16 protein-coding genes and 1 pseudogene are annotated in these 18,818 nt (G+C 70.5%); 11 read left to right on the top strand and 6 right to left on the bottom strand.

Features of this window, described 5'->3' with window-relative positions; all coding sequences use genetic code 11:
* Positions 1-174: 174 nt before the first annotated feature.
* Genes pucL through uraD form a run of 3 tightly spaced genes read right to left on the bottom strand, consistent with a single transcriptional unit; the run spans position 175 to position 1,949 of the window.
* Positions 175-1,092, bottom strand: a complete 918-nt coding sequence (pucL, locus tag VFX99_RS13810) for a factor-independent urate hydroxylase (protein ID WP_329666871.1) — start codon at positions 1,090-1,092, stop codon at positions 175-177.
* A 3-nt stretch (positions 1,093-1,095) separates the two neighbouring features.
* Complete coding sequence (uraH, locus tag VFX99_RS13805; RefSeq protein ID WP_329666870.1) at positions 1,096-1,431, bottom strand: hydroxyisourate hydrolase; 336 nt, start codon at positions 1,429-1,431, stop codon at positions 1,096-1,098.
* A complete protein-coding gene (gene uraD, locus VFX99_RS13800) occupies positions 1,428-1,949 on the bottom strand; it encodes a 2-oxo-4-hydroxy-4-carboxy-5-ureidoimidazoline decarboxylase (protein ID WP_329666869.1) in 522 nt (173 codons plus the stop codon). The genes uraH and uraD overlap by 4 nt, the downstream gene beginning before the upstream one ends.
* Before the next feature lie 211 nt (positions 1,950-2,160).
* Here uraD and VFX99_RS13795 point away from each other — a divergent pair, with 211 nt between their 5' ends.
* The 11 genes and pseudogenes from VFX99_RS13795 to VFX99_RS13750 all read left to right on the top strand — a co-directional run bounded on the left by VFX99_RS13795 (position 2,161) and on the right by VFX99_RS13750 (position 14,393).
* A complete protein-coding gene (locus tag VFX99_RS13795) occupies positions 2,161-3,684 on the top strand; it encodes an NCS1 family nucleobase:cation symporter-1 (protein WP_329666868.1) in 1,524 nt (507 codons plus the stop codon).
* Positions 3,685-5,055 (top strand): allantoinase AllB, encoded by a 1,371-nt coding sequence (allB, locus tag VFX99_RS13790; protein WP_329666867.1) that lies wholly within the window; start codon positions 3,685-3,687, stop codon positions 5,053-5,055.
* A gap of 29 nt (positions 5,056-5,084) precedes the next feature.
* On the top strand, positions 5,085-6,233 hold the full coding sequence (locus VFX99_RS13785; protein ID WP_414684391.1) for an acetamidase/formamidase family protein: 1,149 nt from the start codon (positions 5,085-5,087) through the stop codon (positions 6,231-6,233).
* Positions 6,226-6,582 (top strand): annotated as a pseudogene (locus tag VFX99_RS17325) (AtzH-like domain-containing protein); the annotation flags it as partial. The gene VFX99_RS13785 and the pseudogene VFX99_RS17325, both read left to right, overlap by 8 nt.
* A 39-nt stretch (positions 6,583-6,621) precedes the next feature.
* A complete protein-coding gene (locus tag VFX99_RS13780) occupies positions 6,622-7,830 on the top strand; it encodes an amidase family protein (protein WP_414684392.1) in 1,209 nt (402 codons plus the stop codon).
* A 102-nt stretch (positions 7,831-7,932) separates the two neighbouring features.
* Entirely contained in the window at positions 7,933-9,165 is a 1,233-nt protein-coding gene (locus VFX99_RS13775) for an alanine--glyoxylate aminotransferase family protein (RefSeq protein ID WP_329666864.1), read from the top strand.
* 4 nt (positions 9,166-9,169) lie between these two features.
* A complete protein-coding gene (locus tag VFX99_RS13770; protein WP_329666863.1) occupies positions 9,170-10,525 on the top strand; it encodes a Zn-dependent hydrolase in 1,356 nt (451 codons plus the stop codon).
* A gap of 185 nt (positions 10,526-10,710) precedes the next feature.
* On the top strand, positions 10,711-11,790 hold the full coding sequence (locus VFX99_RS13765) for an ABC transporter substrate-binding protein (protein ID WP_329666862.1): 1,080 nt from the start codon (positions 10,711-10,713) through the stop codon (positions 11,788-11,790).
* 14 nt (positions 11,791-11,804) lie between these two features.
* The gene (locus tag VFX99_RS13760) at positions 11,805-12,644 is read left to right on the top strand and encodes an ABC transporter ATP-binding protein (RefSeq protein WP_329666861.1); all 840 of its coding nucleotides are present in this window, start codon (positions 11,805-11,807) and stop codon (positions 12,642-12,644) included.
* Positions 12,634-13,512 carry an ABC transporter permease gene (locus tag VFX99_RS13755; RefSeq protein WP_329666860.1) on the top strand — a complete coding sequence of 293 codons (879 nt, stop codon included), beginning with the start codon at positions 12,634-12,636 and terminating at the stop codon, positions 13,510-13,512. Before VFX99_RS13760 ends, VFX99_RS13755 begins: the two co-directional genes overlap by 11 nt.
* Entirely contained in the window at positions 13,509-14,393 is an 885-nt protein-coding gene (locus tag VFX99_RS13750; protein ID WP_329666859.1) for an ABC transporter permease, read from the top strand. Before VFX99_RS13755 ends, VFX99_RS13750 begins: the two co-directional genes overlap by 4 nt.
* A gap of 12 nt (positions 14,394-14,405) precedes the next feature.
* On the opposite strand, the gene VFX99_RS13745 is transcribed toward VFX99_RS13750, so the two are convergent.
* From VFX99_RS13745 to VFX99_RS13735, 3 genes are read right to left on the bottom strand one after another with little or no spacing between them, the layout of a single operon-like run.
* Positions 14,406-15,002, bottom strand: coding sequence for a nucleoside deaminase (locus tag VFX99_RS13745; RefSeq protein ID WP_329666858.1), 597 nt, complete (start codon positions 15,000-15,002; stop codon positions 14,406-14,408).
* A 6-nt stretch (positions 15,003-15,008) separates the two neighbouring features.
* Positions 15,009-17,837 (bottom strand): molybdopterin-dependent oxidoreductase, encoded by a 2,829-nt coding sequence (locus tag VFX99_RS13740; RefSeq protein ID WP_329666857.1) that lies wholly within the window; start codon positions 17,835-17,837, stop codon positions 15,009-15,011.
* The gene (locus VFX99_RS13735) at positions 17,834-18,682 is read right to left on the bottom strand and encodes an FAD binding domain-containing protein (RefSeq protein ID WP_329666856.1); all 849 of its coding nucleotides are present in this window, start codon (positions 18,680-18,682) and stop codon (positions 17,834-17,836) included. The genes VFX99_RS13740 and VFX99_RS13735 overlap by 4 nt, the downstream gene beginning before the upstream one ends.
* Between the last annotated feature and the right edge of the window lie 136 nt (positions 18,683-18,818).

Genomic DNA, 18,818 nt, shown 5'->3' with positions numbered 1-18,818 from the left:
CGACCGGATACGCCCGGGGCCCCGCCGGCGTCGAAACGCGGGCCGCACTCAACGCCTGGACCGCGAGACTGCACCCGCACGTCGAGACTGCGGGGTGCGCCCGCTGTCTCGACGTCCAGGTGCAGTCTCGCGGGAATCGGGGGCGGGGGAGCGCGCGAGCGCGGCGGGGCGAGGCTAGACGAACGCCGGGATGTCGAGCCACGCGCCCGGCGCAGGGGCGGCGCCGTCGCGGGTGATCGTCCCCTCGATCAGCCCGTACGGGCGGTCGGCGGCGTAGAACACCTCGTTGGGGTTGTCCAGTCCGAACGGAGCGAGGTCGTAGGCGAAGTGGTGCTTGTTCGGCATCGCGAAGCGCACCTCGGCGATCTCGGGGCGAGCCTCGATCGCGGCCTTCCCCATCGCGAAGAGGGTCTGCTGCAGGGCCAGGGAGTGGACCGTCGCGAAGGTCGACAGCAGCACCGACGACACCTCCGCGTACAGGCCGTTGTAGTCGATGCCGGCCTCGACGGCGTCGGGCAGGAATCGCCAGCGGCCGGTGACGGAGGTCGCCATGATGCGGTCGTGCGTTTCGACCAGGGTCGTGTACTCGTCGCGAGGGAATCCGGCGAATTCGCTGCCGGTGGACTTCAGCACCGTCAGGTCCTTCACGCCGCCGGTGACGTGCGTCTGGCCGTCCACCACCTGCACGGTGGCCAGGCGCGTGCCCTGACCGGTGCGCACGAACGAGTGATCGTGCGGCTTGCCGTCCACGAGGATGCGGTCCCACTCGTACTGCTCGGCCTGCCAGAGGCCGCCCTCGATCCAGTCGAACCCGCTCACGAAGTGCTCCGCGAGCTTGAGCAGATACTCCTCGGGCGAGGGGATGCCGTGCTTCTTCGCGAACGCGAACGCGGTGTTCTTCTGCGTGTCGGTCGCCACCACCAGGGCGTTGTCGCCGGTGAGGTACGACTCGACCAGCGCGGCGCCCCTCAGCTGAGATGTGACGCTGAGGTCTACGATCTCGTGGCGCGGGGTGTCGCGGTAGATTCGCACGACGCGGTTCTCCGCCTTGCCGTACTTGTTCGCGCCCAGGCTGACGGACACATCGCTCATGGTCTAACTCCCTCTGTAGGTCGAATAGGCGAACGGGCTGAGCAGCAGGGGCACGTGATAGTGCCTGCTCGTGCCGTCGTCCGCGACCTCCACGGTGAACGTCACGGTGACGAAGGGGTAGAACGTGTCCACGCCGAGTTCGGCGAAGTACGCACCGGTGCGGAAGGCGATCGTGTACTCGCCGGCGGGCAGCGACTCGGGCCCGAGTGCCGCGCGCCCGTCGGCGTCGGTGACGCCTGCGTCGACGGGAAGTCCGCCCTCGTCGGCGAGTTCGACGGCGACCCCGACGGCGGGACTCCCGGTCGTGGCGTCCAGAACGTGAGTGGTGAGGTGGCTCATGGGGCGATCCTCTCGCTCGAGGAGTCGGCCACGGAACCCCGCAGCCGCAGGACGGCGATCTCGGTGAGCTGGCCGAGCGCTTCGGAGGCCTCGGTCTCGTCGTCGTTGCCGAGGCGTCGGTGCAGTTCCGCCAGCATCTGCTGCGGCGAGCGGCCCGCCGCGCGGATGAGGAAGACGCGGCCGAAGCGCTCTTCGTAGGCCGCGTTGCCGGCGGTGATCGCGGCGGACACGTCGGCCGCGGCATCCGTCATCGACGACTGCTCCCGCCGGGACGCGTCCGCCTCGGCGCCGGACCCGGCGGGGCGCTGGCCGATCCGCGGGTGATGTGCGAGGGCTGCGTCGAGATCGGCGCGGGTCCATCCGCGGGCGAGTTCGCGGGCGTGATCCGCGAGAGCGTCGACCGAGTCGTACGGCCGCCCGGCGACAACCTCGTCCACCCAGTGCGGTATGGCCGCCCAGATCGCGACCACGGATGCCGCACCCGCGGCATCCAGATCATTGAAGCGGTCCAGGCGCATGGCGCCACGGTACCCGCCGCTGGTTTCGCGCCCGTTACAGGTCGCGGCCGGATTGACGCCCGCGCCTGCACTGCCGATCGGAGCCGCGGACCAACCTTCACGCACGCGTTACATCGGCGAAACGGACCGGGCCGAACCCGGGCATAGCTTGAGCCACGACGCCGTCGTTGCCGTCTGCCCGCCAGTTCCACCCCCACACTGGAGGTCCACCGTGACCGCAACACTGCCCGCCGGCGATTTCGACACCCACGCCGGCGCCGCCCCGCACCCGAGCCTGTACAACGAGGACCTCGCGCCGCTCGCCGAGGAGAAGCGTCGCTGGGGCGCGTTCGAGTTCTTCAACGTGTGGACCAATGACATTCAGAGTCTGGCCGGATACACCCTCGCGGCGAGTCTGTTCATCACCGCCGGCATCAACGGCTGGTGGGTCTTCGCCGCCATCGTCCTGGCGGGCGTGTTCGTCAACTTCCTCGTCAACCTCACCGGCAAACCCAGCGTCAAGTACGGCATCCCCTACGCCGTGATGGCCAGATCGAGCATGGGGGTGCGCGGTGCTCAGTTTCCCGCCCTGATCCGTGGCATCGTCGCGATCTTCTGGTACGGGGCTCAGACGTACTTCGCCTCGACCGCGGTCGCGTTGGCGCTGGACGCGATCTTCCTCGACCCTGACCTTCCGAGCTTCCTCGGGATGGACGTCATCGACTGGGTGTCGTACGTGTTCGTCGCCGCCCTGCAGGTGGTGCTGTTCCTCAAGGGCATCGCCTGGATCGAGAAGTTCCTCAACTTCGCCGGGCCGGCGGTGTACGTGGTGATGGTGGGCCTGCTCGTCGCGATCTGGGTGCAGGCGGGCGACCGGCTGCTTCCCGCGGTCGGCTCGATCTTCAACAACGGATCGGTCGAGGGATGGGCGGCGGTCGGGGCGTTCTTCGGCGTCATCGGCACGATGATCGCGTACTTCTCAGCCGTCATCATCAACTTCGGCGACTTCGCGCGGTTCTCGCGCAGCGAGAAGGCGATGCGCCGCGGCAACTTCCTGGGGCTTCCGGTGAGCCTGGCGTTCTTCACGTTCCTCAGCCTGTTCACAACGGCCGGGGCGTACATCGTGCTGCAGGGCGGTGCAGGCGACCCTCTGACCAACCCCGCCGAGATCGTCGGGCTGGTCGGCAACGTGTTCCTCACGATCATTGCCGCCATCACGTTCGTCATCGCCACCATCGGCATCAACCTGGTGGCGAACTTCATCCCGCCCGCGTACGACCTGTCCAACCTGGCACCGCAGCGGATCAGCTTCCAGACCGGCGGATATCTGACTGCAGCACTCGGCTTCATCGTCGGAGGACTGTGGGTGGCGACCATCAGTCAGATCGGGCTGCCGATGTTCGTCGACACCCTGGGCGCCATCCTCGCACCGCTCTACGGTGTTCTCGTGGCCGACTACTACATCGTGCAGCGGCGATCCATCAAGGTCGCCGACCTGTTCACCATGGAGGAGTCCGGCCGCTACTTCTACCAGAAGGGCTGGAACGTGCGCGCACTTCTTGCGATCGGCATCGCCGCGGTGTTCTCCATCGCTGCGGTGTGGGTGCCGATGCTCAGCGGTCTGAGCGGCTTCGCGTGGGTCATCGGCGCACTGATCGGAGCAGTCCTGTACGTCGCGGTGATGTGGAACCCCCGCCCGGCTGCCGCTGCCGCCGCTGCGGAGGCCGACCCGGTCGCCGCGGGGACCGGGGCCTGAGTGGCCGAGCGCTTCGTCATCCGCGCCGGGAGGACCTACGTCGACGGGGCCTTCCGGCCGGCCGCCGTCGTCATCGAGGACAAGCGCATCGCCGACCTCCTCGGTCCTCGCGACCGCGTGCCTGCTGCGCGGGCGGTGCTGGTGCCCGACGACGCGGTCCTGCTGCCGGGGCTCGTCGACTCGCATGTCCATGTCAACGAGCCCGGTCGCACCGAGTGGGAGGGCTTCCGGTCGGCGACCCTCGCCGCCGCGGCGGGCGGCGTCACGACTCTGGTCGACATGCCCCTGAACTCGTTGCCGCCCACGACGACGGCGGAGGCGCTCTCGATCAAGAGGGCCGCGGCGGCACCCTCGGCGTACGTGGACGTCGGCTTCTGGGGCGGCGCGGTGCCCGAGAACCTGGGTGCGCTCGCGCCGCTGCACGAGGCCGGGGTGTTCGGGTTCAAGTGCTTCCTGTCGCCGTCGGGCGTCGACGAATTCCCGCATCTGGACCGCGCGCAGCTGAGCGCCGCGATGGAGGAGATCGCGGGGCTCGGGTCGCGCATCATCGTGCACGCCGAGGATCCGGCGCTGCTCGGCGACGGAGGGGCGCTGGGTCGCGGCTACGACGCGTTCCTCGCGTCGCGACCGGCTGCCAGCGAGGCGTCCGCCATCGACGCCGTGATCGACGCCGCACGCCGCACCGGCGCACGCGCGCACATCCTGCACCTGAGCGACGCGCACTCGCTGCCGGCGATCCGCGGCGCGAAGGCGGAGGGCGTTGCCCTGACCGTCGAGACGTGCCCGCACTACCTGACGATCGCGGCCGAGGAGATCCCCGACGGGGCGAGCGAGTTCAAGTGCTGCCCGCCGATCCGCGAGGCCTCCAACCGAGACCTGCTGTGGGCGGGCGTCGTCGACGGCACGATCGACGCCATCGTGAGCGACCACTCGCCGAGCACGGTCGACCTCAAGCGCTCCGGCGGTGGCGACTTCGGACTGGCGTGGGGCGGGATCGCCGGCCTCCAGGTGGGGCTGTCCGCGGTCTGGACCGAGGCGCGGGGCCGCGGCATCCCGCTGGAGACCCTTCTTCCTCTGTTCACGACCGGGCCCGCTGCAGTGGCGGGTCTGGCGGCCGGCGCGGGCGTGCTCGAGCCCGGCGCACCCGCCCACCTCACCGTGTTCGGACTCGACGACCCGCTTGTGATCGACGCGCACCGGCTGCTTCACAAGAACCCGATCACCGCCTACGACCACCGCGTCCTCTCCGGGCGCGTCCGCCGCACGTGGCTGCACGGCAAGGCGATGTACAACGTGACCGAGGGCGGCGCGGGCGAGGCTCCGCGGTTCCGTGGCAAGCCGCGCGGCCGGATGCTGTCGGCCGCGGCATGACGACCCGAGGTCGCACGCCGGAAACGCGGATGCACTTGGATGGAAGGGTGCCGACCGACATGGCGATCCTGCAACCGGGCGTGGGCCCGCTTCCCGGCGACCACTACCTGCGTTCGACGCCCGAGACGGTGCACTGGGGGCGGCTCTTCTGCGAGACGGATCCCGCGGTCCTGCGCATCGCGTCCGGTGAGAGCGTCACGATCGACACGGTCAGCCATGAGGGAATCCTCGAGGACCACGGCAAGGACCCGCTGGCGTACTTCACCGGCGAGGGCGTCGCGGCCGAGGCGGTGCTGGAGGACGCGGTCGCGATCGCCGCGGCGCTGTCGCGCGACCCGGCCGTGGACGGGCCGCACGTGGTGACCGGGCCGATCCACGTGGCAGGGGCCGAACCCGGCGACCTGCTGCGCATCACGGTCGAGCACCTCGTGCCGCGCGTACCCTACGGCGTCATCTCCAATCGCCACGGCAAGGGGGCGCTCGTGGGCGAGCTGCCCCGCGGCGACTTCTCGGTCAGCGTCTTCACGCCGGTCGAGGAGCGCGACGGTCGACTGGTCGGCCTGCTTCCCGTCGTCGACGACGGCGAGCGCGTGGTCGCCTTCCCCCTGGCTCCGTTCCTCGGCACGATGGGGGTGGCCGTCGCCGGCGACGAGCGCCCGCACTCGGTTCCACCGGGAGCGCACGGCGGCAACATCGACATCAACCTGCTCGTCGAGGGCACCGTTCTCTACCTGCCGGTGCAGGTCGCCGGCGCGCTCGCCTATGTCGGGGATCCGCACTTCGCGCAGGGCGACGGCGAGGTCGCGCTGACCGCACTCGAGGCATCCCTCCGCGCGACCCTGCGCTTCGACGTGATCCCGCGCGATGCGGCGCTCGCCGAGTTCGGCGAGGTCACCGGACCGCTCGTGCGCACGGCCGAATACCTGGTGCCGACGGGCCTGGACGCCGACCTGAACGAGGCGATGCGGGCATGCGTGCGCTCGGCGCTGACCCTCATCGAGGCGCGATGGGGCGTGCAGGAGCACCTCGCCTACGCCTACCTCAGCGCTGCGACGGACTTCGACATCTCGCAGGTGGTCGACATCGTGTGCGGAGTGCACGCGCGCATCCGCGAGTCCGACTTCGCGGCGGTGGACCGGGGGCGCGACGCCGCGGAAGGCACGGCGGCCGGTGACTGAGCCCGCCATCCCCGGGGCCGACACCGTTCCCACCGACCTGCTCGAGGCGTTCACCGCCTACGAGCGGGCGATCATGTCCAACGACCTCGACGCCCTCGACGCCTTCTTCGCCCCCGGCGACCACACCATGCGGGGGGATGCCGCAGGACTCCTGGTCGGTCATGACGCGATCAGCGCCTTCCGGGGTGTGCGCGGAGGGGTTCCGCCGCGGAGGATCGAGCGCATCGAGCACCGGGCACTCGCGGCGGACGTCGCACTGCTCGTCTCGGTCTCGCGCTTCACCGGCGGAGGCACCGGGCTGCAGACGCAGATCTGGGAGCGCATCGACGGCCGCTGGCTCATCACGGCCGCCCACGTCACCCCGCGCGCGCAGGCGCTCGACCGGTCCGTGTGGCGCACCGTCGGCGACCCGCTGTGGCAGGGCGCATGGGAGGGTCCGCTGCGCGGGCTGACCGTCGCGGTGAAGGACCTGTTCGCCATCAAGGGGTATCGGGTCGGCGCCGGCAACCCCGCCTACCTCGACGACGCGCGGCCTGAGACCACGACGACGGCGGCGGTCACCGATCTCCTGCGAGGAGGCGCCTCGCTGCGCGGCATCGCCCGCACCGACGAGTTCGCGTACAGCATCGCCGGAGACAACGCCCACTACGGCACACCGCCCAACGGCGCGCTGCCCGGTGCTCTTCCGGGCGGGTCGTCGAGCGGTCCGGCATCCGCTGTGGCGACCGGTCAGGCCGAGATCGGCCTGGCGACCGACACCGCCGGCTCGATCCGCGTGCCCGCGTCGTATCAGGGGCTGTGGGGCCTGCGCACCACGCACGGGCTGGTCCCGCGGCAGGGTCTGCTGCCCCTTGCCCAGTCCTTCGACACGATCGGGTGGCTCGCACGCGACTCCGACACGCTGCAGCGAGTCGTCGACTGGTGCCTGAGCTACGACGGGTCCGAGTCGACCGAGAACGTGCTCGGCGAGTCCGATGCCGACCTGCCGTGGCGGTTCCTCGTGCCCGAGGAAGTCCTCGCAGCGGTCGAGCCCGAGACCCGCGTCGCCTTCGACGGGCTCCTCGAGCTTCTCGGCGCGTCGCCCGATGCCCCGAGCATCGACTCCGTGTCCATCGGCGACCTGGACGAGTACTTCGTTCCGTTCCGCACGGTGCAGGGCGCGGAGGCGTGGCGCAACAACGGGGAGTGGGTGACCGCGCATCCGGACGCTCTGGGTCCGGCCGTCGCGGAGCGGTTCCGCATCGCCTCGGGGATCTCCTCCGAGGAGGAGGCGGCCGCGCGGCGCGCGCTGGAGCCCCTCGCCGACGGCATCCGTGCCCTGGTCGGGACGCACGTGCTGCTCATGCCCACGGTCCCGGGGCCGGCGCCGATGCGCACCGCCGTCGGCGAACGCATCGACACCGTCCGCACCGCGACGCTTCGGATGACGACGCCCGCCGCGCTCGCGGGCCTGCCCTCGCTGTCGGCACCGCTGCTCACGGTGCCGTCGCGGCTCGGCCCAGGGCCGGTGGGAGTCTGCCTGACCTCACGCGCCGGCACCGACATCGCGCTGGTGCGCCTCGCTCGTCGCCTCGCGGACGCCGTGGCGGCATCGTGAGCAGTCCTCTGGCGCCGAGCGCACGGGATCGCCACGCATCCGAGCCATGCACTCGGCGCGAGGTCGTACATTCGTGAACACGCCGACCAGTGAGGATGCTTCATGACGCGGATCCCCGGCCCGATCGACCCGCCGGCACGCCTGCTGATGGGCCCCGGCCCGATCTCGGCATACCCCAGCGTGCTGCGCGCGATGTCGGCCGAGTTGGTCGGCCAGTACGACCCGTTCATGACGGCGACGATGACCGAGACGCAGGAGCTCTACCGCGGCGTCTGGGCGACCGCGAACGAGGCGACGCTGCTGATCGACGGCACGTCGCGGGCGGGCATCGAGGCCGCGATGATCTCGCTGATCCGGCCCGGCGACCGGGTGCTCGTCCCGGTGTTCGGTCGCTTCGGGCACCTGCTCGCCGAGATCGCCGAGCGCGCGATGGCCGAGGTCCACACGATCGAGGTGCCGTGGGGGCAGGTGTTCCCGACGACGGTGCTCGAAGAGGCGATCGTGCGCGTCCGGCCGCATCTGCTCGCCCTGGTCCAGGGCGACACTTCGACGACGATGCTCCAGCCCCTCGACGAGGTGGGCGCGATCTGCGCCGAGCACGGCGTGCTGTTCTACACCGATGCGACGGCGTCCCTCGGCGGCAACGCGTTCGAGGCGGACGCATGGGGGCTGGATGCCGCCACCGCCGGGCTGCAGAAGTGCCTCGGGGGTCCGTCCGGCTCGGCGCCGATCACACTGTCGGAGCGCGCCGTCGAGGTGATCCGCTCGCGCAAGAGAGTCGAGGCCGGCATCCGCGAAGCAGGAGACGAGGACTCGCCGGACTTCATCCGCTCCAACTACTTCGACCTCGGCATGATCATGGACTACTGGGGTCCTCGGCGGCTGAACCACCACACCGAGGCGACCTCGATGCTCTACGCGGCCCGCGAGTGCGCCCGCGTACTGCTGCTCGAGGGTCGCGACGCGGCGATCGAACGGCACCGCCTGCACGGCGCCGCGATGCTCGCGGGCGTCGGAGGGCTCGGGCTCGTCGTCTTCGGCGACGTCGCCCACAAGATGTCGAACGTCGTCGCGGTGGAGATCCCCGACGGAGTGCCGGGGGATGCCGCGCGCGCGGCGCTGCTGCAGGACTTCGGCATCGAGATCGGCACGTCGTTCGGTCCCCTGCACGGGCGCGTCTGGCGCATCGGCACGATGGGCTACAACGCGCGCAAAGGCGCCGTACTGCAGACGCTCGCATCGCTGGAGACCGTGCTGCGCCGGTTCGGGGCGCCGGTTTCCGCGGGCGGCGGGGTCGAGGCGGCGATGGACGTGTACGGCCCGGGTGGCGACTGAGCGCATGCGCACGCGGCTGCCCGAGCTCTCGCCCGACGTCTTCGAAGCGGCGGCGCGGCGCGTGATGGCGCGCTGCGACGAGCTCGCGCGCGTGACCTCGACGCCGGGCTCGATCGAGCGGGTGTACCTCTCCGCCGAGCACGCGCGGGTGAACCGGCTCGCCGCCGAATGGATGCGCGAGGTCGGGATGACCACCGGGCAGGACGCCGCCGGCAACCAGCTCGGCCGGCTCGACCCCCGGCGGTCGACTCGCGGCGAAGCCGACCCCCGGCGGTCGAGCAGCGGCGAAGCCGCGTATCGAGACCACCCCGCCCTCATGCTCGGCTCGCACCTGGACACCGTCCCCGACGCCGGCCGCTTCGACGGGATCGTCGGGGTTCTGATGGCGCTCGAGGTCGTGCGGCTGCTGCGCGTGCCGGACGGCGACACCGGGCGCAGCGTCTCGCCGCTTCCGTTCGCACTCGAGGTCGTCGCCTTCTCGGACGAGGAGGGAACCCGCTTCGGCAAGGCCCTGCTGGGTTCGTCTGCGGTGGCCGGCATCTGGCATGACGAGTGGTGGTCGCTGACCGATGCCGACGGAACCACCCTGCGGCAGGCCTTCCTCGAGTTCGGCCTCGACCCCGGGCGGATCGACGAGGCGGGCAGACGACCCGATGAGCTGGTCGGCTATCTCGAGGCGCACATCGAGCAGGGCCCCGAGCTCGATCGGCGCGGTGAGGCGCTCGCGGTGGTGTCGTCGATCGCCAGCGCCCGGCGGTTCCAGCTGATCGTGGAGGGCGAGGCACGTCACGCCGGCGGCACACCGTACGACATGCGTCGCGACGCCCTGCTCGGAGCGAGCGAGGCCGCCCTGGCGGTGGAGCGCATCTGCCGCGACGAGCATCACATCATCGGCACGGTCGGACAGCTCGAGGCCTTTCCGGGCGCGGTGAACATCGTGCCCGGCGAGGCGCACCTCAGCCTCGACCTGCGCGGGGAGTTCGACGGCGCGAGAGACCGCGTCTGGACCGAGATCTCCGCCGAGCTCGATGCGATCATGGGTGCCCGCGGGCTGCGGTGGCATGCCCGCGAGGTGCACAACGCAGCCGCCGTGATGTGCGCACCGCTGCTGCAGGATGTCGTGCGCGAGGGCATCCTCGCCACGCTCCCGCCCGGTGCGGACGACCCCGCCACGATCTTCAGTCGCGCAGGTCACGACGGCATGGCGCTCGGGGCGATCACGGATGTCGGGATGCTCTTCCTGCGCAACCCCGACGGAATCAGCCATCACCCCGACGAGGCGGTGAGTGCCGCCGACGTAGCGGTCGGCATCCGTGCCCTCGCCGAGTCCGTGCTGCAGCTGGCCGGCGAGCGCCGCTGAGCCGACCGTCCGCCAGGCGGGGTCACCGGCGAAAGCGTAACGGCGCGGAAACACCAACGTCAGTGTTGGTGAAATCTGCGTCGTTTAGCTTCAGAGCAGTCGCGCACTGCCGAGTCCCGTGGGCGTGCCGTCCCCACCCGAATGCACCACCCGACTGCACCACCGGAACTCTGGAGACACAGCCCATGAACCTTCCCTTTCCCAGGCGCGCGCGAGGCCGCGTCGGCGCCACCGTCGCGGTTGTCGCGGTCGCCGCACTCGCTCTGAGCGCCTGTGCGTCCGCCTCGCCGGCTGCCGCTCCGTCGGGCGATGCCGCCGCCGACGGATTCGGCGACCTCACCGTCCAGCTCTCGTGGATCAAGAACGAGGAGTTCTCGGGCGAGTTCTTCGCCGACTCGAAGGGCTACTACGCCGATGCGGGCTTCGATTCGGTGACCCTGGTCCCCGGTCCGTCGATCGGAGCACCGGAGCTCATCTCCGGCGCCGCGGACGTCGCGCTCTCGGACGCCGTCTCGATCGGCACGGTCGTCGCATCCGAAGGTGCGCCGCTGAAGATCATCGGAACGACGTACCAGAAGAACCCGTTCACAGTGCTCTCGCTGGCTGACGGCGGAGACATCGCCACACCCGAGGACCTGATCGGCAAGAAGATCGGCGTCCAGGACTCGAACACGGCGCTGTTCAAGGCGCTGCTCGCGGCGAACGACATCGACGAGTCCGAGCTGACGATCGTCCCCGTGCAGTACGACCCGGCGCCGCTCATCAACGGCGAGGTCGACGGCTTCATCGCCTACCTCACGAACGAGGCGATCACGGTCGCGGCATCCGGTGTCGAGACGACCAACCTCCCGTTCGCCGACAACGGCCTGCCGTTCGTCGCCGAGACCATCACGGTCACCGACGACGCGATCACGAACGACCGCGAGAAGCTCAAGGCGTTCCTGGTGGCCGAGATCAAGGGCTGGACCGACGCCGTCAACGATCCCGAAGAGGGTGCCCGCCTGGCCTACGAGGAGTACGGCGCAGACCTCGACCTGAACCCGGAGAACTCCATCGCCGGCGCCATCGAGCAGGCTGAGAAGCTCGTCGTCTCGCCCGACACCGAGGAATTCGGTCTGTTCTGGATCACAGAAGACCTGCAGGCCTCGACCATCGAGAGTCTCGCCGGTGCGGGGATCACGCTCGAGGCCTCCGACCTCTTCGACCTCTCGCTCCTGGAAGAGGTTTACGAGGAGAACCCCGAGCTGGTCGCGTACGCGGGCTGACGCGGCATCCGATCATGACGCAGTCGCCTCTTCTGGCGGGCTCTGCCGAGGCCGGTGTCCAGGGCGAGACCCTGGGCACCGGCCTGCAGATCTCCGGCCTCAACAAGGTCTTCACCTCGGGCCGCAAGAGCGTCGTCGCGCTCAAGGACGCTCATCTGCACACCGAGCAGGGCTCCTTCCTGGCCCTGCTCGGGCCGTCCGGCTGCGGCAAGTCGACGATCCTGCGCATCCTCGCCGGCCTCGAGCCCGCCACCAGCGGAACGTCGCGCGTCGACGGCAAGAGTCCGAAGGAGCTGCGCAAGGAGAACAAGCTCGGCATCGCCTTCCAGGACTCGGCGCTGCTGCCCTGGCGAAGCGTGCTGACGAACATCCGGCTGCCGTTCGAGATCGCCGGGCGCCCTGTGGACAAGGGCTACGTGAACGAGATGATCTCGCTGGTGGGGCTCAAGGGCTTCGAGAAGGCGAAGCCGGCGCAGCTGTCCGGCGGCATGCGCCAGCGCGTGTCCATCGCCCGGTCGCTCATCCTCAAGCCCGACGTGCTCCTCTTCGACGAGCCTTTCGGCGCGCTCGATGACATGACGCGGCAGAAGCTGAATCTCGAGCTGCTGCGCATCTGGACGGAAAAGCCCGCCACGACGCTCCTCGTCACGCACGGGATCTCGGAGGCGATCTTCCTCTCCGATCACGTCGCCGTGATGAGCCCCCGGCCCGGCCGGGTCAAGGAGGTCATGAAGATCGACCTGCCCCGCCCCCGGACCCCCGAGATGATGCGCACGCCGGAGTTCCACGCGTACGTGGATCAGGCGTCCGAGCTGCTCTTCGGTGCAGGGGGCGCCGCGGCCGATGACCATTGAGGCGAGCGCGCCCGCGAGTGGAGGTTCTGGGGCGGAGCCCCCGAAGGAACAGCCGCTCTCCTCCGGCGCCATCCAGTGGGAGAGCATCAAGCTCCCCGCCTGGCTGACCGGGGCGATCGGCGGCGCCGCGATCATCATCCTGTGGTGGATGATCGCGACTCTGTACGTCGCACCGACCGGCGCTCGCCCGATCCCCACTCCGCTCGCCGTCGTGCAGAGCTACCTCGCCAGCGGCTGGGAGTACTACTGGCGCAACTTCTCGGTCACCCTCGTCGAGGCCGGCATCGGCTACCTCTGGGGCAACGGGATCGCACTGATCCTCGCCGCGATCGTCCTGGTCGTGCCGCGGCTCGAGGGTCTGGCGATGCAGCTGGCGATCATCACCTACTGCATCCCGATCGTCGCGGTGGGCATGATCGCCATCGTCGTCATCCCTGCGCCGGGAGTGGGCGAGCCCAGCGGCACGGCGGTGCTCCTCGCCGCGCTGTCGGTCTTCTTCACGACGGTCGTCGGCGCCCTGCTGGGGCTCAAGTCAGCGGACAGATCCAGCCTGGACCTCATCACCGTGTACGGCGGCAGCAAGTTCACGCAACTCGTGAAGGTGCGCCTGATCGCCGCGCTGCCGGCGATCCTGAACGCGCTGCAGATCGCCGTGCCGGCCGCTTTCCTCGGCGCGGTGCTCGGGGAGTTCTTCGGGAAGATCGAGGTCGGCGTCGGCATCGCGATGATCCTCGCCCAGCAGAACTCCAATGCGCCGCTGGTGTGGGCGCTCGCGCTCGCCAGCGGTGCCGTGGCCCTGCTCGGCTTCGCGGTGGTCGGTCTCATCGCCCGCGGGATCGCGCCCTGGTCGAAGGGGAAGCCCGCATGAGCACGCTCACCGTCACCCAGGAGCTGCCGCAGACCGCAGCTCCGGCAGCCGATCTGAGCCGCGATGTGCGCCGCGCAGCGACGCGCGGCGTTCTGCGGGCGCTCGGCTGGAGCCTGCTGACCTTCCTGCTCACCCTCGTCGCGGTGCTGCTGCTGTGGGTCGGGGTGCTCTGGATCTTCCAGATCTCACCGCTGATCGCCAAGGGTCCCGTCGACGTGTGGAACTACTTCTTCACCGTCCCCGCCGCCGCGGCCAACCAGGCGCTCGTGCTCGGCAACCTCGCGGTGACGCTCGGCCATGCGGTCATCGGGTTCATCGCCGGGCTGCTGGCGGCGATCATCGGGGCCGGGCTGTTCCAGCTGAGCAAGGGCGCGGAGCACGCCCTCATGCCGGTGGCGATGCTGCTGCGGTCGGTTCCGTTGATCGCGATGGCTCCGGTCATCATCATGATCTTCGGACGCGACCTGTGGACGGTCGCGGTCATCGGCGGCATCGTGGTGCTCTTCCCGGCGCTGGTGAACATCTCGTTCGGGCTGAAGTCCGCTTCGGCCCAGATGAACGACCTCGTCGACGTCTACGGCGGCGGGGCGTGGTCGAAGCTGCGCAAGGTCGCGATGCCCTCCTCGCTTCCGGCGTTCTTCGCGGCCGTGCGCATCTCGGTGCCGGGCGCCATCACCGGAGCGCTCCTGGCCGAGTGGCTCGCGGTCGGCGGCGGCATCGGGGGCTCGTTCGGCGGCTTCATCTCCCAAGCGCAGTTCACGGCGCTGTGGGCATCGGTGGTGGCGGTCACCGCGGCCTCGCTCGTGCTCTACAACGTCATCCAGATCATCGAGGACGTCGTGCTTGCCCGGATGGGCATGCACCCGCAGAAGAGCGTCTAGGCGACCCGCCCGTCAGGTCAGCTCCACCGCACCCCGCGCGTTGTAGACGACGGCGTCGCTCGCACCATATGCGCGGTACACCGCGACGGCTTCGTCGAACCCGACCCCGATGACGACCCGGATGCCGCGCCGCTCGAACTGCTCGGCCCAGTCGTCGACCACGGGTCCCTCGTCGAATCCGGTCAGCTTCTCCAGCAGTGGACCCTCACCGGCCACGACCAGCGAGCGGACCCCGCTCCACATCGCTGCGCCGTAGCACTGAACGCAGGGACGCCAGTTGACGACGAGGGCGAGATCGGCTCCGTCGGCTCCGAGATCCCATCTGCCCAGCGCACGCTGAGCGAGGCTCAGCGCCGTCACCTCGGCGTGAGTGGCGGTGAGCCCCGAACTGAGCACGACGTTCACGCCCACCGACACGAGCTCTCCGGTCGCGTCGTCGACGACGATCGCGGCGAACGGACCTCCGTTGCCCGCACGCCAGTTGCGATCGGCGAGCTCGTTGACCAGCCGCATCCGCTCCTCGTCCGTGCGGAGGACCCGCGGCAGAGCGTCGAGGTCGGCGATCAGCCAGTCCGGCAGGGCGGCGTGGAATGAGGTCGCAAGGTCCATGGGCAGTCAGCTCTCCTTCGGGCGAGAACGGTCGGAATGTTCGGAGGGTTCGGCGGCGTCCCGCACGAGACGCCACACGCGATCACGGGAGAACGGCTGCTCGAACGGCCGGATGCCGAGGGCCCGGGCGATCGCGTTGCCGATCGCCGGCGCGACGGGATTGTACGGCGACTCGCTCATCGACTTCGCCCCGAATGGGCCGAGTTCGTCGCTCGTCTCCGCGAAGAAGACCTCGGTGACGGGGACGTCGGCGAACTGAGGGACGCGGTACTGGCGGAACACCGGGTTCACGACGGTGCCCGCATCCGTCATCACCTCTTCGTAGAGCGCGCTGCCCAGGCCCTGCGCGGCACCGCCCTCGACCTGACCGCGGCATTGCTCGGGGTTCATCACGTAGCCCGCGTCGGCGGCCTGGACCGACTGCAGCACGCGCACGGTCCCGGTGCGCACATCGACGGCGACCCGCACTGCGTGCACGTTGAACGCCAGGGAACGGTGGTCGCCGTACTCGCTGCCGTCGGCGGTGACGCCTTCGGCGTTGCGCCACTCGGGCGGCGCCGCATCCACGAGCTCGGCGAAGCCGATCAGTCGCGCGCCGACTCGCACACCGTCGCGCTCGAGGGCGCCCCGCGCCCCGGCGAGCTGCTCGGCGATGGTGAGCAGGCGGCTGCGGAGGGCGAGGGATGCCGCGTGCAGCGCCTTTCCGGCCACCGTGATGCCGGCCGACGCGAACGCGCCGGTGTCGTAGCTGGCGCCGTCGGTGTCGGAGTTGCGCAGGTCGATCCGTTCGGCGGTGGTGGCGAGGTCGGTCGCGAGGATCTGCGTGTGCACGGTGGTCGTGCCGTTGCCGAACTCGGTGGTCCCCACCGCCGCGACATATCGGCCCCGCCCAGTCGCGGTCACCGACGTCTCCGAGATGTGACCGAACGGGGCCATCGTCGCGATCATCGCGACGGCCATGCCCTCGCCGACGCGCCAGTGCGGGCCTGCCGGCGCGGCGACCCCGTTGCCTCGCGCCAGCGCCGTCTGCGCGAGGTCGAGGCACTGGTCGAGCCCGTAGGATCCCCACACGATGTCGGGCTCGGTCTCCTCATGCAGGGTCCGCACGGGGTCGCCCTCGCGCACCGCGTTGAGGCGCCGCAGGTCGAAGGGGTCGATCCCCAGGCGCTCGGCGAGCATGTCCATCGCCGACTCCACGCCGAGGATCACCTGACCCAGGCCGTAGCCGCGGAACGCTCCGGAGGGGACGTTGTTGGTGTACACGGCTTCGGCGTCGACCCGTTTGGCCGGCGCGCGGTAGAGGCTGATCGACTCCGCGCAGCCGTGGAACAGCACGCCGCGCGAGTGGTTGCCGTACGCGCCCCCGTCGCTGAGCACCTCGACCTTCATGGCCGTGAGGACACCGGCATCGTCGGCTCCGAGTTCGACCTTCACACGCATCGGATGCCGCACGGCGGTGCGCTGGAACTCGTCGGTACGGCTCATCTCGTAGGCGACCGGCCTGCCGGTGCGCAGCACCGCCAGGGCGACGAGGTCTTCGGTGTACATCTCCTGCTTGCCGCCGAAACCTCCGCCGACGCGGGCGGTGAAGACGCGGACGCGGTCGCGCGGCAGGTCGAACACGCGGCACAGCGCGTCGCGGGTGAGGAAAGGGACCTGGCTGCTGGTGCGGATCACGAGCCGGCCGTCCTCGTCCAGCCAGCCGATCGACCCGTGGGTCTCGAGCTGCGCGTGGCTCGCGCGGGAGGTGCGCCACTCGCCGCTCACGGTCGCCGGGCTGGCGGCGAGGGCCGCATCGACGTCGCCGTATCCGCCGTGGATGGAGAGGATGACGTTCCGGGCGGCGTCCTCCACCCGGTCGCCCGGCGTCCGATCGGGGTGGATCACCGGGGCGCCGGGACGACGCGCGAGCTCCGCGTCGAAGACCGCGGGCAGGATCTCGTACTCGACGCGGATGAGTCGGCACGCGGCCTCGGCAGCAGCCGGAGTCTCGGCCACGACGGCTGCGACGCGCTGCCCGATGTGACGCACCACGTCATCGAGCATCCGGGTGTCGTCGGCGTCGTCCTGGGGATTCTCGTGCCGCGCGGTCGAGTAGCGCAGCGCCGGCACATCGCGGAATGTGAAGACGCCGACGACGCCGTCGAGCCGCTCCGCCTCGGACGTGTCGATCGCGACGATCCGGGCGTGCGCGTGCGGGCTGGACAGCACGCGCAGCGCCAGTGCGCCGGGAACGGCGGTGTCGAAGGTGTAGGGCTCGAGGCCCTGCACCACCCGCCGCGCGGCCGGCGGCCGCACGCTCCGGCCGACCCCGTCCGCGCCCGATTCGGCCGCCGCGGCCAACGCACGCACTCCGTCGATGGCTGCGCCCCCGACGGCGTGAGTGCGATAGGCGGCGCCGGTGCCGCGGACGGCGCCCTCGATCGACTCGCGGATGGCCCGGTAGCCCGTGCACCGGCACAGGTTGCCCTTCATCCGCCGGTCGAGGTCGGCCAGATCGGCCTCGCCGAGGGCCGATGCCGTCACCGCCATACCGGGCGTGCAGAACCCGCATTGGAATCCGAAGTGCTCCACGAGCGACTCCTGCACCGGATGCAGAGCGTCGCCCGCCGCCAGGCCCGCGGCGGTGGTGACGTCCCGACCCGACATGCGTGCAGCCGGGATGATGCACGAGTGCACGGGCTCGCCGTCGATCAGCACCGAGCACGCGCCGCAGTCCCCTGCATCGCAGCCCTTCTTGACCTCGAAGTGCCCCGTGTCGCGCAGCAGCGTGCGCAGGCACTGCCCCGGCCGGGGGGAGGCGTCGACGTCGTCGCCGTTGATCCGGAACCTCACGCCGCCGGCCCCGCGGTCAGTTCCGACCTCAGCTCCTCCGCGAGCACGAGGCTGACCGCTCGCCGCCAGTCGGCGGTGCCGAGAGGATCCGTGTAGTAGCCGGGCGCAGCCCCGACCGCGGCCGCGAGCGCTTCGGAATCGGGCAGCCCCTCGAATCTCAGCACCGTCGGTGTCAGCGTCGCGGCGGTGACGGTGAAGACGCAGGCGCCGCCGGCATCCTGGCGGGCCGTGACCACGGCAGCGGAGCGCCCGAGCTCGGCCAGAGCGATCTTGCGCAGCAGCGTGCGCGAGCGCAGCGCGTGGGCGGGCAGGTCGACGGCGCGCAGCACCTCGCCCTGCGTGAGGGCGTTGCTGCCGTTGCCGGTCATGAGCGAGGCGACACTCTGCCGGCGCTCGCCGCCGTCGGGCGTCCAGATCACGGCCTCGCCGTCCAACGCCACCGCGAGGGAGACGATCGATGCGGCCGAGAACGACTGGCAGACGTTGCCGCCCACGGTCGCGGTGTTCCAGACCTTGAACGAGGCCAGGAGCGCGTTAGCCGCCACCGGGAAGACTGATGCAGCCACCCAGTCCGCGGGCAGCGCAGGGCCGTCACCCGCGGCGTCAGTGCCTCCGGCGAAGGCCACGAGGCGGGCGATCGTGCACGTCGCGGCGATGCGCAAGCCGGCTTCGCCGACTTCGAGATCCGGCCACGGCATCGTCGACAGGTCGACGAGTCCGGTGACGGCGGGCTGCGGCTCGGAGAACAGCCACGTCCCGCCGCCCAGCACCTTCTCGCCCGGCGCGAGCGCGAGGTCGGCGCGCGAAGTCGCGAACCGGTACGACGTCACGGTGTTCAGATCCACCTCACTCCCTCCGTCTCGCCGCTCATCCCAGACGTTCGGCCAGCTCACGGGATGCCGCGGCCACCTGCTCCGCCAGAATCGGCTCCTCGGCGCTGACGAGCTGGGACTCCTCCACGATGGCACGACCGCCGACGTA

Origin of the sequence: Microbacterium sp., from assembly GCF_036277215.1 — a bacterium.
Lineage (GTDB): Bacteria > Actinomycetota > Actinomycetes > Actinomycetales > Microbacteriaceae > Microbacterium.
Note: the sequence above shows the minus strand (reverse complement) of the source record. Positions and strands in the feature narration are given on the sequence as shown.

Bases quoted from the DNA above. Each gene is read 5' to 3' on its own strand.
- VFX99_RS13750 (WP_329666859.1), top strand. From the start codon at position 13,509: ATGAGCACGCTCACCGTCACCCAGGAGCTGCCGCAGACCGCAGCTCCG.
- uraD (WP_329666869.1), bottom strand. From the start codon at position 1,949: ATGCGCCTGGACCGCTTCAATGATCTGGATGCCGCGGGTGCGGCATCC.
- VFX99_RS13770 (WP_329666863.1), top strand. From the start codon at position 9,170: ATGCGCACGCGGCTGCCCGAGCTCTCGCCCGACGTCTTCGAAGCGGCG.
- VFX99_RS13785 (WP_414684391.1), top strand. From the start codon at position 5,085: ATGCACTTGGATGGAAGGGTGCCGACCGACATGGCGATCCTGCAACCG.
- VFX99_RS13765 (WP_329666862.1), top strand. From the start codon at position 10,711: ATGAACCTTCCCTTTCCCAGGCGCGCGCGAGGCCGCGTCGGCGCCACC.
- VFX99_RS13745 (WP_329666858.1), bottom strand. From the start codon at position 15,002: ATGGACCTTGCGACCTCATTCCACGCCGCCCTGCCGGACTGGCTGATC.
- VFX99_RS13755 (WP_329666860.1), top strand. From the start codon at position 12,634: ATGACCATTGAGGCGAGCGCGCCCGCGAGTGGAGGTTCTGGGGCGGAG.
- pucL (WP_329666871.1), bottom strand. From the start codon at position 1,092: ATGAGCGATGTGTCCGTCAGCCTGGGCGCGAACAAGTACGGCAAGGCG.
- uraH (WP_329666870.1), bottom strand. From the start codon at position 1,431: ATGAGCCACCTCACCACTCACGTTCTGGACGCCACGACCGGGAGTCCC.
- VFX99_RS13775 (WP_329666864.1), top strand. From the start codon at position 7,933: ATGACGCGGATCCCCGGCCCGATCGACCCGCCGGCACGCCTGCTGATG.
- VFX99_RS13760 (WP_329666861.1), top strand. From the start codon at position 11,805: ATGACGCAGTCGCCTCTTCTGGCGGGCTCTGCCGAGGCCGGTGTCCAG.